The following is a 14,524-nucleotide window of genomic DNA, read 5'->3' on the forward strand; positions in this document are numbered from 1 at the left end:
GTCTGGAAAAGGAGCGTCTTGAGCAAGAGCGTTTAGAGAAAGAACGTCTGGAGAAGGAGCGTCTGGAGCAAGAGCGTCTGGAGCAAGAGCGTTTAGAGAAAGAACGTCTGGAGAAGGAGCGCCTTGAGCAAGAGCGTTTAGAGAACGAACGTCTGGAGAAGGAGCGCCTTGCGCAAGAGCGTTTAGAGAAAGAACGTCTGGAGAAGGAGCGCCTTGAGCAAGAGCGTTTAGAGAAAGAGCGTCTGGAGAAGGAGCGTCTTGAGCAAGAGCGTTTAGAGAAAGAGCGTCTGGAGAAGGAGCGCCTTGAGCAAGAGCGTTTAGAGAAAGAACGTCTGGAGAAGGAGCGCCTTGAGCAAGAGCGTTTAGAGAAAGAGCGTCTGGAGAAGGAGCGTCTTGAGCAAGAGCGTTTAGAGAAAGAACGTCTGGAGCAAGAGCGTTTAGAGAACGAACGTCTGGAGAAGGAGCGTCTTGCGCAAGAGCGTTTGGAGAAAGAACGTCTGGAGAAGGAGCGTCTTGAGCAAGAGCGTTTGGAAGAGCAGCATCAAATCGACCTGAAAGCTGACCAGGAGTTTTGGGCTGCGATGAAGGAAGAGGCTCGTATCGAGTTGCAAAAGCTGAAAGAGCAAGAAGCTAAAGAGCAGGAGGCTAAAGAGCAGGAAGCTAAAAAGCAGCCCAACGCCTCTCATGACGACGATGACGATGATGGCGTCGGCAATATAAACAGGCGTCGTGAAGACTCTACTGGCGATGCTCCGGAAGAAGATCCTGAATCAAAGGAGGATGATTCTTCTTCATCCCCAGAGATTCCTCCTCAGGGTGACGGCAACAATAACTTTGCCAGTCATGATGATGACGAAGAGGACCCTTCACAGGATCAGGGAGCAGACAGTGATGACGAACAGCCAGAAGAAGAGCCTGAAGCTGATTCTGAAGATGAAGAAGAGTCTGAGGATGACGGTGACGCTCAAGAAACCGAAAATGAAGATGAGCCTCAGGCGCAACCTCAGCCAGCGGCACCGGTTGTGAATGAGCCAGTCTTTGATAGTGCCCTGGTGGCGGCATTGCCTGCTACTGCTGCTGAAGTGTCAAACAATGCGGCAATGCAGATGTTCTCGGGGCATCACAGAGTTATCTCTGATTTCCGTAAAGGGCGTGCAACAAGTGCTGATTCTGCCATTGAGCGTATTGATGCCGGTGCGGTTGAAGCCTCTGTAAAGGGTGGTTTGAAAGATTCCCTGCAGCCTGGCGGTGTATACAGCTACGTGCGTGCCTACGGTAATCGCGGCACAGCCAAGATGAGTTCTGGTCTGCCTGGATACAAAAACCGTGGTTATGGTTTTGAAATGGGAGCGTTTAAAGCTCTGGATACCGAACTGCTGGTTGGTGTGATGTTCTCGGCGGAGAATAACAATACTTCTCTGAAGGGAATGAGTGGCAGCACCGATATGACCAGTCTGCGGGTTGGCCCATTCTTCTCCTGGAAGCGTGATAACTTCCATATCGACGGTGCCCTGACAGTTGGTCATCACGATGTGAAAGCGAAAGGCAAAGATAAGATCAGTGGCGATAGCTACAAGGGTAACTTCACCATGAATGACTGGGCTGCCTGGATTGGCACCGGCTATGACATCCATCTGGATGCGTTTGTACCGGGCCTGACTCTGACGCCTATTGCTGAGTTTATGTATATCGATAGCCGTCAGTCTGGTTTTGATCTGAAGAGTCAGCACAAAGATAAAGTGAAGGTAAAAGGTAGCAGCCGTCATGATCGTATAGACCGTTATGGCTTGATGATGGATTACCAGGTGCCAGGTTTCAGGTATCTGACCAGTATCCACGGTGGTGCCGGTGTTCAGATGAACCACTTCGCTGATCACAAGACGACGATGACTCATCTTGAGAGTGGTAACAGTGTAACGGAGAAGCGTAAGCAGCGTGATCGCAAGCTTCAGTGGTACAATCTGGGTGTGAACTCCCAGTTTGATGACAACAGAAGTTTGTCTTTTGACATGGAAGGAACCCGTGGTCGCAAGAGCCGCAGCTACGGTGCTTCACTGACCTTTGAGCAGAAGTTCTAATAGCTCGATAAGGTAAAAACACAAACGGGGCCGCATTATGCGGCCCCGTTTGTTTATAGGAAAAATAGCGGTTATCAGATAACCCGTGAAAACTTCTGCTGTTCCTGGGCAGCAGCCAGATACAGATCGAAGGTCATGCAGATGTTGCGAATAAGCAGACGGCCGCGGGGAAGAACCTTGATGGATTCTCCGTCCATTAGCAGCAGTTCGTCTTTCGCCATAACGGATAATGCTTCCAGTTCTGGTTTGAAATGCTTGGTGAAGTGGATACCAAACTCAGATTCCACATCATGGAAGTTCAGTTGGAAGTCACAGAGCAAACGACGAATAACATGGGAGCGCAGCTGATCTTCGGCAGAGCTTTGCAGGCCTTTATTAATAGCAAGGCGGCCCGCATTAATAGCTTCGCTATAACTCGCCATATCGGTAAAGTTCTGAGCGTAAGTGTTGCCAACCTGGCTGATGGATGAAACACCCATACCTATCAGGTCGCAGTGACCGTGAGTGGTATAGCCCTGGAAGTTACGGTGCAGAACGCCATCTTCCTGTGCTGCAGCCAGGTCATCATCTGGTAGGGCAAAGTGATCCATGCCGATGTAAACATAGCCAGCTTCAGTCAGACGCTCAGTAGTTGCTTCCATAATGCGCAGCTTTTCTTCCGGAGAGGGAAGGTCTTCGTTGCGTATTCGGCGCTGAGGCATAAATCTGTGAGGCAAGTGGGCGTAGTTAAAGACAGATAATCTCTCTGGCGCAAGCTCGATCACCCGGTCAACAGTTTTCAGAAAGCTTTCACAGTTTTGCAGTGGTAAACCATAAATCAGGTCGACATTGATAGAGTCAAAATGCATGGCGCGCGCGGCGTCTATTACGCTTTCGGTGACGGCTCTTGGCTGAATGCGGTTAACAGCTTTTTGCACAGCAGGGTCAAAGTCCTGAACGCCAAGGCTGATGCGGTTAAAACCAAGATTCCGCAATAATCCCATCATGCCCCAGTCTGCTTCACGGGGATCAATTTCAATGGAGTAATCGGAGAATTCACTGAAATCCAGATGGAAATACTTGTGAGCGGTTTCCATTAACTGGGTCAGCTGCTCCTTGCTAAGAAATGTGGGTGTTCCTCCACCCAGATGCAATTGTTCAACCGTAGCTTTGTAACCAAGATTTTTGGCGTGCATGGCCATTTCCTGGCACATCAGATCCAGATAGGGCTGAGCTTGTTCGCGGCGCTTGGTAACTATTTTGTTGCAGCCGCAGTAGTAACAGACGGTATCGCAGAAGGGGATATGAAAATACAGAGAGAGAGGCTTTCTTTGATGCCCGCTGTCCTGTTCTGCCTGAATAAAAGTGTCTGTTTCAAACTCACTGGTGAACTGAACCGCAGTTGGATATGAGGTGTAACGAGGTCCCGGACGATCGTATCGCTTTAGTAGACTGGAATCCCAGATCAGTGAGTTGTTCATCTCTGTTTCCTGCAATCGAAGAATGCATATTATTTTTTTCGCAAAATGGCAAATTAATACGATTGCCTGCACTAAATACTGATTGACAGTTTATAGTCTGATGGTTCTAGCGCCTTGATGTGTATCAATAGAGACTCAACTTCTGTTGTCAGACTACTTGGCAGGTTTACGAAAAATTGATGAGGCTGTAGAGATTGAAGCTAAAGAGCTACATTCTTCTGCAAATTTTACAGAAGAATGTAGTAAAAAGAATCGGGGTCAATGGCCCATCTTTGAGTGATCTACGGATGGAGAGTCCATATCTGAATGGTTCATTTGGGAATGATCCATATTTCCATGGTTCATGCTTTCGTGGTTCATGTTTTCATGACTCATACTGCCATGGTTCATCTGGTGAGGCTGGCCACTGAAGTCCAGTTTCATCATCACCCACATCTGGTGAGGGCCAGGAACTGTCCATAAACCAAACAGAATGACTAAGATGCCGGCCGCAGAGCGGAACAGTTTATTTTGCAACAGGTTACGCATCTGTTCTGCCAGAAGCCCGGTCAGGAGTAATACGGGAAGAGTGCCTAGCCCAAAAGCCAGCATGAGTGAGGCGGACTCAATAGCGCTATTGCTGGCAGCTGCCCAGATTAATGTGCTGTAAATCAGGCCGCAGGGCAGCCATCCCCAGAGTGCACCAACGCCAATCGCTTTTATGGGGCTGTTCACCGGTAACATGGCGGACGCTGTAGGCTGAATGCGACGCCAGAGTGTGTGACCAGCTTTTTCCAGTACGGTAATGCCTGTCCACCATCCGGCCAGATAGAGCCCCATACCAACCAGCATAATGCCGGCAAAGATACGCAAGGCGACACTGGTTTCTTTACTGAATCCACCAATAAACCAGCCCAGCCAGCCCATCAGGAAACCAATAACGGTATAGCTGAAAATGCGTCCCAGATTGTATCCCAGAAGGATATTGAAACTCTTTAGTGAGCGGGGTGGCGCGCCACTGCCAACGCTCAATGCCGACATAATGCCCCCGCACATGCCAACACAGTGTCCGCCCCCCAGCAGGCCCAGCAGAAATGCTGCTGTCAGGCTTAATTGGTCAGTCATTACTACTCCTGGATCTTGCTTTTATCTTTATTCGGTTTTGCATCAGGCTCATCGAACAAAATGCTGTGTGCAGGACCTTCCAGATCATCAAACTGGTTGTTGTCCACAGCCCAGAAGAAAATAGCGACCGCTACTGCAACAAAAACCACAGCAATGGGAATAAGTATGAAAAGACTGTCCATTAGTTATCCTCCATGTACTGCATGACTTTGTCTTTTTGTGGTTTTGAAAGTCTCAGTGCATTACCAACAACAACCAGAGAGCTTGCAGACATGCCAATGGCAGCCATCCAGGGAGCCAGCCAGCCAGATGCCGCCAAAGGCAGTACCAGCAGGTTATACCCCAAGGCCCAAACCATGTTCTGTCGGATAATCCGGCGGGTATCGCAGGCTTTGTCTATGCTGGCCGGGAGTTGGTTCAAGTCCCCTGAAAGTAGCAGAGCATCAGCGTGTGTACGAGCCAGGTCTGAAGCAGTGTTCATAGCGACAGATAAATCTGCTGCAGCCAGCACCGGAATGTCATTTACCCCATCTCCAACCATCAGAACACGATGGCCCTGTTGCTGAAGCTGTTGCACGTGATTGAGTTTGTCATCCGGGGTGGCCTGTCCATAACACTCTTCAATGCCAAGCTCCTGGCCTACACGGTTAACAACACCCTGATTGTCACCGCTCAACAATCCGACATTAAGGCCTCTGGTTTTCAGTTCATTGATGACCTGTTTTGCCTCAGGGCGCAGGGTATCATCGAGGCCAAACCAGGCCAGTGGCATTTTGTCGCAGCTCAGCAACAACCAGGTGAGGTGGTTGTCTGGAGGACTTGCTTCCATGGCCGGGCTGGCAAAGGAGGGTTTTCCTATACGCCAGGTGTGGCCAGCAATTCTGCCCAGCAGTCCCTGAGCGGTTATGTTTTCTACATCTTTTACCTCTGTGGTTGATGCGGGAAAAGCATGGGCAATAGGGTGTTCAGAATGGCTTTCCAGAGCAGCAGCTATATCCAGTAATTCACTTCTGTTATAGGTCTTGTCGCGTATTTTTACATCAGCAAGGCTGAGATCACCGCGAGTCAATGTACCGGTTTTATCGAATATCACATGAGTGATTTGCGGTAAGCCTTCTAGCACACGACTGCGGCTAACTAATAAGCCTTTTGATTGAAGATACCCAGTCACAGCGGTTAATGCTGTTGGTGTTGCCAGAGAAAGTGCACAGGGGCAGGTGGCAACAAGTACAGAAAGAACAATCCAGAAGGCATCATCCGGTTCATGCTGGAGCCAGTAGAAGTAAACACCAACAGCTGCTAACAACACTGAACAGACAAACCATCCTGCGACGCGGTCAGCCTGTCGGGCAATAGCAGGTTTGTCCCCTTGGGCTTGTTCAAGCAAACGGGCAATAGCGGACAGGCGGGTATTCTGCCCAACGTGGGTTACTTCTACCTCAATTGCATTCTCTGTATTGATAGTCCCGGCAGCGACCTGGTCACCTTTATGTTTGGCAACCGGAAGGTACTCACCAGTAAGTGCAGATTCATTCACAGAGCTTTGGCCACTGAAAATAACGCCATCAGCTGGAATGTTTTCTCCGGGGAGAATACGAATGTTGTCGCCTACCTGTAGATCGGAGGGGCTGACCCGTTCCGCTTCACCATCTTTATTAACGCGTAAACAGCTTTCCGGTAGAAGTAAGTGCAGGCTGCGGGATGTCTGGCTGGTGCGGTGGCGTGCCCGCATTTCCAGAAAGCGGCCACTCAGCAGAAACAGGGTGAACATGCTGACAGAGTCAAAATACACTTCGCCTGTTCCCTGAAAAGTTCCCCAGAGGCTGGCCAGGTAAGCACCACCAATAGCAATGGATACGGGAACATCCATGCCGGGATTGCGATTCTTGATATCCCTCCAGGCCGCAGAAAAGAATGGGCGGGCAGAATAAAGCACAACCGGTGTTGCAATCAGGGCACTGACCCAACGCATCAAGGTGTGAAACTCAGCTTCCATCCCTTGTGCTGCGCCAGCGTACATGGCAATGGCATACATCATTACCTGCATGGTGCCGATACCGGCAACGGCGAGGCGGCGGATAAACTGTTTGTGTTCTTTTTCCAACAGGGCGTCCTGCTGTTCCTGTCGCCAGGGGTGAGCGCGATAACCAACCGCAAGAACAGCGAGCATCACTTCACTGATTTTTACGGTCTCTGAATTGAAGGTGACCGTTGCCGTATGTTGGCTGAGATTTACAGTGACGGACTCAACGCCCTCTATGGACGACAGGTGATGTTCAAGAAGCCAGACGCAGGCTGAACAGGTAATGCCTTCTATTAACAGGCGGGCTTCAAGTTTTTGTGAAGCACTTTCCGGGGTGAGGCTACGGATAAAACTCTGCTGAAGATCTTCCCGGTCGTAGAGTTCATACTCTGCTTTTAAGGCCTGACTCAGGTCTGCCTGTTGGGCAGGTTCAGTGCGATAGCGGTAGTAGTTATCGAGTCCGCCGGAAACAATGGCTGTAGCAACAGCCTGACATCCGGGGCAACACATAGGGCGGTCTTCGCCATCAATGGTCGCAGTAAACTGAACAGGACCATTGATGGGCAGGTGGCAGTGAAAACAACTTTTTTCACTCATTCACTTTCACTTAATAAGAAACACATAGCAGTGGTATGGAAACAAATGGATCACTCATAAGCGGCCAGTTCAACCGGCGTGTTATCTTCAATCCAGATTTCACGGTTCAAGCGCCAACCGGTCAGGTAACCCTGTTCCGGAGTGATTTCGTCAAGGGTTTCCAACTGTACGTAGTAACGCCCGGCAGGAATACCCTGGGACTGGCCTCTATAAAGAGTGTCTTGAGCCGGCGTTTGCAGTAAGGGAATAATTTGCTTTTCTACCCCCTTGGCTGCAGGCAGAAGGCGAAGGCGCAATTGCTGGGGCCAGTTATCTGTCGAGCCGGACATAGCCACCTTCAAAGAACCTGACGCTTCATCAAAATTGATATTGGCCGCGATATTCTGCTCGTGGGCGCGACGGTCACGGCTCAAATCCTGGTTAATGGCCTTACCGACTTTGTAGTAGTCATCCACTACAACTTCGTCAGCGTTTTTAAATGACACTATGACCTGGAATGTACCCCAGGTAATAGTGACAAGGATTACACCAACAATGTACCAGGCCCATGGTTCCTGGTACCAATGTGTAAATGGCTCTTTTTCTGCGTTAGGCGTCATGGCGTTGTCCTTGGAGACAGGAAGCGGCTCTCAGCTGTCGTGGCTGGGCCATCTGCACTGTCACTGTTCGCATGGAACTCAATAGTGGTATTGGTTCCGGTTAATACTTCAGGCGGAACTGCCAATCGCACAGGAAGGCTTGTTACCGAACCCGGCTCGATAGTTACACGGGTATTGCCGCGGATAATAACATCTTTCAAGCCGGAAACGCTTATGTTCAGCGTCTGGGGTTGCTGGGACTTGTTTACCAGTTTCAGTGTGTAGATATTTTCAATCTGGCCAGCATTGTTGGTGCTGTACAAACTCTGACGATCCCGCAGAGCTTCAAACTCCAGAACTGTGCGCTGGGTAAGAGTGAACAGGAATAAACCGGTGATAATGCAAAGCGCTATGAAGTAACCAATCAGGCGTGGGCGCAGCAGATGGGGCTTGTTGCCTTCCAGCTCACTTTCGCTGCTGTAGCGAATCAGCCCTCTGTCGTAGTTCATTTTGTCCATAATGCCGTTACAGGCATCTACGCAGGCACCGCAGCTTATGCACTCGTATTGCAGACCGTCACGGATATCAATGCCGGTAGGGCAAACATGTACACACAGATTACAGTCAATGCAGTCGCCGATGCCCAGCTCTTTTGGATCAGCATTACGCTTACGTGGGCCACGGCTTTCACCGCGGGTTGCATCGTAATGAACAGTCAGGGTGTCTTTGTCATACATTACACTCTGGAAACGAGCATAGGGGCACATATAAATGCACACCTGCTCACGTAACCAGCCAGCGTTGCCGTAGGTGGCGAGTGTGAAGAAGCCAATCCAGAATACCGCCCATGCGGAGGCTTCTGCGGTAAGCAGGTTACCAATCAGTTCTCGTATTGGAGTGAAATAACCAACGAAAGTGATGCCAACAGCCAGGGATATCAGTAACCAGAGCAGGTGTTTGGCAAATTTACGGGCAAACTTTTCGGCACTCATGGGGGCTTTGTCGAGGCGCATACGCTTGTTGCGGTCACCTTCAGTGACTTTCTCAACCCACATAAATACCCAGGTGAAAACACTTTGCGGGCAGGTGTAACCGCACCATACCCGGCCGGCCAGTACAGTAATAAAGAACAGGCCGAAGGCGCAAATGATCAGCATCCAGGACAGCAGAATAAAGTCCTGAGGCAGAAAGGTTTCGCTAAAGATATGAAACTGGCGAGTGCCGAGATCCCAGAGTACAGCCTGACGGTCGCCCCATGTCAGCCAGACGGTTCCGAAATAGAGAAGAAAAAGAAGTGCGCCACCGTAGTTTCGCAGGTTGCGGTAGAAACCCTCAAAGGCGCGGGTGTAAATCTTTTCCCTTCGCTCATAGAGGTTAATCGTTTCTATTATTTCCGGTTCATTCTGCTGGTTTTCAGGCTTGATCACGGGGGACATTCCTCAACCGTTATTATTCAGGCTCTCGACGCTTTGATTTCGTTATTATTCTGGGGCTGGGGAGAGTTGTTCTTAGACTTAAAAAGATAAGCAGGCAGCTGACTAAGCTGCCTGCTGTTACGCAGTTTACTGTGTTGCTTTGTCTTTATTAGACAGGCTGTAAACATAGGCAGAAACGAGGTGAACCTTCTGAGGGCCAAGAATATCTTTCCAGGCCGGCATCACACCGTTACGACCCTTACGGATGGTGTATTCCACCTGAGTCTGGCTGCTACCAAAGAGCCAAACGTCGTCAGTCAGGTTAGGTGCACCAAACAGCTTGTTACCTTTACCATCGGCTCCGTGACACACCGCACAGGTAGTTGCATACGCAGCTTTACCCGCTGCCAGATCCTGTTCGCTGGCCTTGGTTTTCAGGCCGCTCAGGTCACGTACATACGACGCAACGTTGCGAACACCTTTCTCACCAAGAACTGGGCCCCAGGCAGGCATCTGGCCATTACGGCCATTCAGTACAGTGGCTTCAATTTCAGCAGCCGAACCACCCCATAACCAATCGTGGTCGTTCAGCTGAGGGAAACCAAAGGTACCGCCAGCATCACTGCCATGACACAGGGCGCAGTTGTTCAGGAAGATACGCTTACCCATGGACAACGCCTTAGGGTTGCTCTGCAGCTCTTCAATACTCTTGGCAGCATACTGATCAAACAGTGGCTGGTATTGACGGGCGTGCTTTTCCTGGTCAGCTTTCAGTTCGCCACGAGAGGTCCAACCCAGAATACCATCGAACTTGCCTGGCCAGATACCGGGGTATAGAACCAGATAAACAGCACTGAAAATCATGGTTCCCAGGAATAAGCCAATCCACCACATAGGCATGGGGTTGTCGTATTCGGTAATACCATCAAATTCATGGCCGACAGTTTCTTCCGTGGCCTTTTTGCGCTGCACTTTCCAGGTGGAAAACAGCACAAAACTGATGAATGCCAGGCATCCCAGGGTCAGAACCAGAACCCACGCGCTCCAGAAATCAGACATGTGGAGCCTCCTTCTTATTCTTGTGTATGCTGCCCGTCAGCCCTTCATCCTGAAAGGGCAGGTTGGCAGCTTCTTCAAAATCCTTATGCTTACGGTCGCTGTAAGCCCAGAGTACAACTGCGATAAAGGCCCCCATGCAGAACACTGTTGCCAGGCCTCGCAGGGTATTAATGTCGATATCCATTGCACTATCCCCCGCTTAACGCTTCTGGGTAATCACGGTGCCGAGGTTTTGCAGGTAAGCAACCAGAGCATCCATTTCAGTCTTACCCTGCACAGCCTCGGAAGCACCGGCGATATCTTCGTCGGTATAAGGAACACCCAGAGTTCTCAGGGCTTCCAGCTTCTTCGGTGTAACAGCACTGTCAATCAGGTTTTCATTCAGGTGTGGGTAAGCCGGCATAATGGATGCTGGCACTACGTCACGAGGGTTAACCAGGTGTGCGCGATGCCATTCATCGGAGTAACGCTCACCAACACGGGCCAGGTCAGGACCGGTGCGCTTGGAACCCCACAGGAACGGGTAGTCGTAAACAGACTCACCAGCGACAGAGTAATGACCGTAACGTTCTACCTCAGCCCGCAGTGGGCGAATCATCTGGGAGTGGCAGCCTACGCAACCCTCTTTGATGTATACGTCACGACCTTCCAGTTGGAGTGCGGTGTATGGCTTGAGGCCTTCAACGGGCTCTGTGGTTTCCTTCAGGTTGAACAGAGGAACAATTTCCACGAGGCCGCCGAAGCTGATGGCGAAGATCACGCCAATAACCATCAGGCCAATATTTTTTTCTATAATTTCGTGCTTGAGCATGTCCTTACTCCCCCTTACGCCATAGCCGCAGCGGCTTCAGACTCTTCAGGCTTGGAAGCGCGAATTGTCAGCCAGACGTTGTAAAGCATGACGAACATGCCGATCACAAAGAACCCACCACCGATCAGACGAACAACATAACCGGGCATGCTGGCTTCAACGGATTCAATAAAGCTGTACTGCAGGGTGCCGTCTACGTTAACTGCCTGCCACATCAGGCCCTGGGTAATACCGTTCACCCACAGGGCAACGATATACAGTACGGTGCCAATAGTTGCCAGCCAGAAGTGAGCATTGATCAGGCTTGTACTGTGCATGCCGTCACGACCAAACACTTTTGGAATCAGGTGATACAGGGCACCGATAGATACCATGGCAACCCAGCCAAGAGCACCGGAGTGTACGTGGCCGATAGTCCAGTCAGTGTAGTGAGACAGGGCGTTTACAGTCTTGATCGCCATCATCGGACCTTCAAAGGTCGACATGCCATAGAAAGACAGGGATACCACCAGGAAGCGCAGAATTGGATCAGTACGCAGCTTGTGCCATGCGCCGGAGAGAGTCATCACACCGTTGATCATACCACCCCAGGAAGGAGCCAGCAGGATCAGGGACATCACCATACCCAGGCTCTGTGCCCAGTCAGGCAGAGCGGTGTAGTGCAGGTGGTGAGGGCCCGCCCAGATGTAGATAGCTACCAGTGCCCAGAAGTGCACGATGGACAGGCGGTAGGAATATACCGGACGCTCAGCCTGCTTCGGTACGAAGTAGTACATGATGCCCAGGAAACCGGCGGTCAGGAAGAAGCCTACTGCGTTGTGTCCGTACCACCACTGGATGGTTGCATCCATGGCGCCGGAGTATGCGGAGTAAGACTTGAATAGGGTGACCGGCATCTCCATGTTGTTCACAATGTGCAGAACAGCCACGGTGACGATGAACGCGCCAAAGAACCAGTTAGCTACATAAATGTGCTTGGCCTTGCGCTTCATAATGGTGCCGAAGAAGACAATCGCATACACCACCCATACGATAGTGATCAGGATGTCGATCGGCCATTCCAGTTCAGCGTATTCCTTGGAGGAAGTCATACCCAGAGGCAGGGTAATGGCCGCCAGTACGATAACCAGGTTCCAGCCCCAGAAGGTGAAGGACGCCAGGGCATCGGAAATCAGGCGAGCCTGACAGGTACGCTGTACGACGTAGTAAGAGGTTGCGAACAGAGCTGATCCACCAAACGCAAAAATCACCGCATTGGTATGCAGTGGTCTGAGTCGCCCAAAGGTCAGATAAGGTTCGAAGTTAAGTTCAGGCCAAACCAGCTGCGCAGCGATAAAGAGCCCGACGGTCATGCCGACGATCCCCCATATCACCGTCATTACTGCAAACTGGCGAACCACTTTGTAATTGTAATGTGTGTCCGTTGCGTTGCTCATATCGCGATCCACGATTGCGGTTGTACGTATAAACCGAGATAAGTATGAAAAAGCTCGCTGCACTCAACAATGACATAGATCAATTGCTGGTTATTTAGCAGGCGATTTTAACCTTTTCACACAGTTCTTCAGGCTTATGGTGTAGTGGAGCGTACTACCTTATTGCTTTTTTTAGGGTGGTATGCGGTGGGCGAATGCGGAAAATGCTACGCCACCGGCTCCTTTTGGCGGCGCAATCATAACAGAATCTAGGTGTAAATACGCAAGCTCGGTTGTAATAACCGGATAAAAAATATGGTCTTTGTCTGTCGTTTAACCAATGGGCAGAACTGTGCGTCCATATTGTTCATTTATAACTTCGGCCATTGAGAGGTACATGGCCGATGCACCACAGATTATTCCCTCAAAACCGGCAAAGGTTCCGATGCTGGCGGAACCGGTAAAATCTCTGGCTGCCAGCAGAAAAAACAATAGTGCGAGAGAGGCAAAAACAAATTGCAGAACTCTGGGGCTGCGCAGGGTACCGAAAAACATAAACAGTGTGAAAATACCCCAGAGCCCGAGGTACCAGCCCATAAACGCAGGAGGTGTGGACTGGGCAACAGAAGAATCCAAACCGGGAAACAGCAGTAAAGCCACAAGACTTATCCAGAATAAACCGTAGGATGTGAAGGCCGTGGTGCCAAAGGTATTGCCTTTGCGAAATTCCAGAATGCCAGCAATAACCTGTGCTGCGCCCCCGTAACAAAGACCCATGGCGAGGATCATCCCGGTTATCGGAAAGAACCCGGCATTATGAATATTGAGCAGAACGGTGGTCATACCGAAACCCATTAGTCCGAGTGGCGCTGGGTTAGAAAAGCCGTCTGTTTGCATGGGATTGCTCCAGTTGTGAAATGGTTCATGCGGTGCCAGGCGGAGTAGGTATAGACCAAAGGCCGGGAGTGTAAGATGTGTTGTTGAGTTCTTTTAATAAAAAGGAAAGCCTCCGCAAAAGCAGAGGCTGGATGTTTGTTATCGATAAAGCTTTACGATTTTGTAAGAAGCTCCGGATAATTCTGCAAACTGTTGTAAGGTTCCTTCTGCCAGAAGGCTGATGCCACGATAGAAATCTGTCGTTGCATTCTGTTCCATGTTTTCCAGAAAACGGGGGGGCCAGGTGAGTACGTGCTCTGTTAAGAAACTACTGCAGGCATCTAACCAGGGTTGAACTTGTTCACCTTGTTCATGAGCTTCCAAAGCTTTGTTAGTGAGATGCGCCAGAAAAGCAAACATAAAGCCAATATGATCTTCTGGTTCCCGGGTAGGCGTATCAATAACAATGCCGTACTCGTGGTAAAAAGCTTTAGCCGCCATTGTTGGTGAACCGCAGTTCAGTTGTTCTTCCGTGAGGTAAACCGAAGCCCATGGTGCTGCTTTAAGAATATCCGGCCCCAGAAACAAATCCGCATAATCTTTACTTAATGTCTTGAAGTCTTCCTGGTCTGCTTTTCTTAAGAAGCACAGGCCGTTTTCTACTTTCTTGTTATTGTTGATAAGAGGCCAGCGATCAACAAGTTGTTCACCGATCAAAGTGTTAAGAAAAGCCTGTGTGGGTGGAATGTGGAAACTTTGATAAAAAAACTGGCTGGCGATGTTTAAACCGGCCATCAGTTCTAGCTGTGTGTCATTCATGGCTTTTAAGAAATCAGTGATTTAAATCAAGTGGTTAATTGCTTCGCTAATGTACTCATGTCAATAACGATTATAGAAGCCTTTGTTTCACGTAAATAAAACGTATTTTTCCTTATAAATAAACGGGTTAGCTATTGAAAATAGTGTGTAAAATGCCTGTCAGCAGAAACCCTTCTTAATGTGTGGTTATTGAGAACTGTTCGCGTTTTAAAAAGGGTAGGAATTATTTTTTCTGGTTGATTCCAGCCAGAAATCTCTCTGCAGTTTCGACTCGTTCTGAATGTTTACC

Annotated in this window: 13 protein-coding genes; 1 reads left to right on the forward strand and 12 read right to left on the reverse strand. The window is 49.8% G+C overall.

Annotated elements, in window-relative coordinates; all coding sequences use genetic code 11:
* Window positions 1–2,078: autotransporter outer membrane beta-barrel domain-containing protein (locus ACY2RR_RS18010; protein WP_490109565.1), on the forward strand; the 2,078-nt coding region annotated here is incomplete at its 5' end.
* Between the two features lie 74 nt (window positions 2,079–2,152).
* Here the strand turns inward: ACY2RR_RS18010 and hemN are convergent.
* The 12 genes from hemN to ACY2RR_RS18070 all read right to left on the reverse strand — a co-directional run bounded on the left by hemN (window position 2,153) and on the right by ACY2RR_RS18070 (window position 14,235).
* Window positions 2,153–3,538: an oxygen-independent coproporphyrinogen III oxidase gene (gene hemN, locus ACY2RR_RS18015; protein ID WP_490109566.1), complete on the reverse strand. Its 1,386-nt coding sequence runs from the start codon at window positions 3,536–3,538 to the stop codon at window positions 2,153–2,155.
* Window positions 3,539–3,796: 258 nt separating this feature from the next.
* Complete coding sequence (locus ACY2RR_RS18020; RefSeq protein ID WP_490109567.1) at window positions 3,797–4,642, reverse strand: sulfite exporter TauE/SafE family protein; 846 nt, start codon at window positions 4,640–4,642, stop codon at window positions 3,797–3,799.
* 2 nt (window positions 4,643–4,644) lie between these two features.
* Complete coding sequence (ccoS, locus tag ACY2RR_RS18025) at window positions 4,645–4,824, reverse strand: cbb3-type cytochrome oxidase assembly protein CcoS (RefSeq protein ID WP_490109568.1); 180 nt, start codon at window positions 4,822–4,824, stop codon at window positions 4,645–4,647.
* A complete protein-coding gene (locus tag ACY2RR_RS18030) occupies window positions 4,824–7,262 on the reverse strand; it encodes a heavy metal translocating P-type ATPase (RefSeq protein WP_490109569.1) in 2,439 nt (812 codons plus the stop codon). Before ACY2RR_RS18030 ends, ccoS begins: the two co-directional genes overlap by 1 nt.
* Before the next feature lie 50 nt (window positions 7,263–7,312).
* Window positions 7,313–7,861, reverse strand: coding sequence for a FixH family protein (locus ACY2RR_RS18035; protein ID WP_490109570.1), 549 nt, complete (start codon window positions 7,859–7,861; stop codon window positions 7,313–7,315).
* Window positions 7,858–9,276, reverse strand: coding sequence for a cytochrome c oxidase accessory protein CcoG (gene ccoG / locus ACY2RR_RS18040; protein ID WP_490109571.1), 1,419 nt, complete (start codon window positions 9,274–9,276; stop codon window positions 7,858–7,860). Before ccoG ends, ACY2RR_RS18035 begins: the two co-directional genes overlap by 4 nt.
* Window positions 9,277–9,402: 126 nt before the next feature.
* Complete coding sequence (gene ccoP, locus ACY2RR_RS18045) at window positions 9,403–10,314, reverse strand: cytochrome-c oxidase, cbb3-type subunit III (protein WP_490109572.1); 912 nt, start codon at window positions 10,312–10,314, stop codon at window positions 9,403–9,405.
* Window positions 10,307–10,498 (reverse strand): cbb3-type cytochrome oxidase subunit 3, encoded by a 192-nt coding sequence (locus ACY2RR_RS18050; RefSeq protein ID WP_490109573.1) that lies wholly within the window; start codon window positions 10,496–10,498, stop codon window positions 10,307–10,309. Before ACY2RR_RS18050 ends, ccoP begins: the two co-directional genes overlap by 8 nt.
* A 15-nt stretch (window positions 10,499–10,513) precedes the next feature.
* Window positions 10,514–11,125 carry a cytochrome-c oxidase, cbb3-type subunit II gene (ccoO, locus tag ACY2RR_RS18055; protein WP_490109574.1) on the reverse strand — a complete coding sequence of 204 codons (612 nt, stop codon included), beginning with the start codon at window positions 11,123–11,125 and terminating at the stop codon, window positions 10,514–10,516.
* A gap of 14 nt (window positions 11,126–11,139) precedes the next feature.
* The gene (gene ccoN / locus ACY2RR_RS18060; protein WP_490109575.1) at window positions 11,140–12,561 is read right to left on the reverse strand and encodes a cytochrome-c oxidase, cbb3-type subunit I; all 1,422 of its coding nucleotides are present in this window, start codon (window positions 12,559–12,561) and stop codon (window positions 11,140–11,142) included.
* 312 nt (window positions 12,562–12,873) lie between these two features.
* Window positions 12,874–13,437: an acetate uptake transporter gene (locus tag ACY2RR_RS18065; RefSeq protein WP_490109576.1), complete on the reverse strand. Its 564-nt coding sequence runs from the start codon at window positions 13,435–13,437 to the stop codon at window positions 12,874–12,876.
* 138 nt (window positions 13,438–13,575) lie between these two features.
* Window positions 13,576–14,235 carry a TorD/DmsD family molecular chaperone gene (locus ACY2RR_RS18070; RefSeq protein WP_490109577.1) on the reverse strand — a complete coding sequence of 220 codons (660 nt, stop codon included), beginning with the start codon at window positions 14,233–14,235 and terminating at the stop codon, window positions 13,576–13,578.
* Window positions 14,236–14,524: the final 289 nt, after the last annotated feature.

This window comes from Parendozoicomonas sp. 2304DJ65-17 (assembly GCF_058148445.1).

What these genes read in the sequence shown, in the direction of transcription:
- ACY2RR_RS18020 (WP_490109567.1), bottom strand. Translation starts at nt 4,642, where the DNA reads ATGACTGACCAATTAAGCCTGACAGCAGCATTTCTGCTGGGCCTGCTG.
- ccoS (WP_490109568.1), bottom strand. Translation starts at nt 4,824, where the DNA reads ATGGACAGTCTTTTCATACTTATTCCCATTGCTGTGGTTTTTGTTGCA.
- ccoN (WP_490109575.1), bottom strand. Translation starts at nt 12,561, where the DNA reads ATGAGCAACGCAACGGACACACATTACAATTACAAAGTGGTTCGCCAG.
- ACY2RR_RS18050 (WP_490109573.1), bottom strand. Translation starts at nt 10,498, where the DNA reads ATGGATATCGACATTAATACCCTGCGAGGCCTGGCAACAGTGTTCTGC.
- ccoO (WP_490109574.1), bottom strand. Translation starts at nt 11,125, where the DNA reads ATGCTCAAGCACGAAATTATAGAAAAAAATATTGGCCTGATGGTTATT.
- ccoG (WP_490109571.1), bottom strand. Translation starts at nt 9,276, where the DNA reads ATGTCCCCCGTGATCAAGCCTGAAAACCAGCAGAATGAACCGGAAATA.
- ACY2RR_RS18070 (WP_490109577.1), bottom strand. Translation starts at nt 14,235, where the DNA reads ATGAATGACACACAGCTAGAACTGATGGCCGGTTTAAACATCGCCAGC.
- ccoP (WP_490109572.1), bottom strand. Translation starts at nt 10,314, where the DNA reads ATGTCTGATTTCTGGAGCGCGTGGGTTCTGGTTCTGACCCTGGGATGC.
- ACY2RR_RS18065 (WP_490109576.1), bottom strand. Translation starts at nt 13,437, where the DNA reads ATGCAAACAGACGGCTTTTCTAACCCAGCGCCACTCGGACTAATGGGT.
- hemN (WP_490109566.1), bottom strand. Translation starts at nt 3,538, where the DNA reads ATGAACAACTCACTGATCTGGGATTCCAGTCTACTAAAGCGATACGAT.
- ACY2RR_RS18030 (WP_490109569.1), bottom strand. Translation starts at nt 7,262, where the DNA reads ATGAGTGAAAAAAGTTGTTTTCACTGCCACCTGCCCATCAATGGTCCT.
- ACY2RR_RS18035 (WP_490109570.1), bottom strand. Translation starts at nt 7,861, where the DNA reads ATGACGCCTAACGCAGAAAAAGAGCCATTTACACATTGGTACCAGGAA.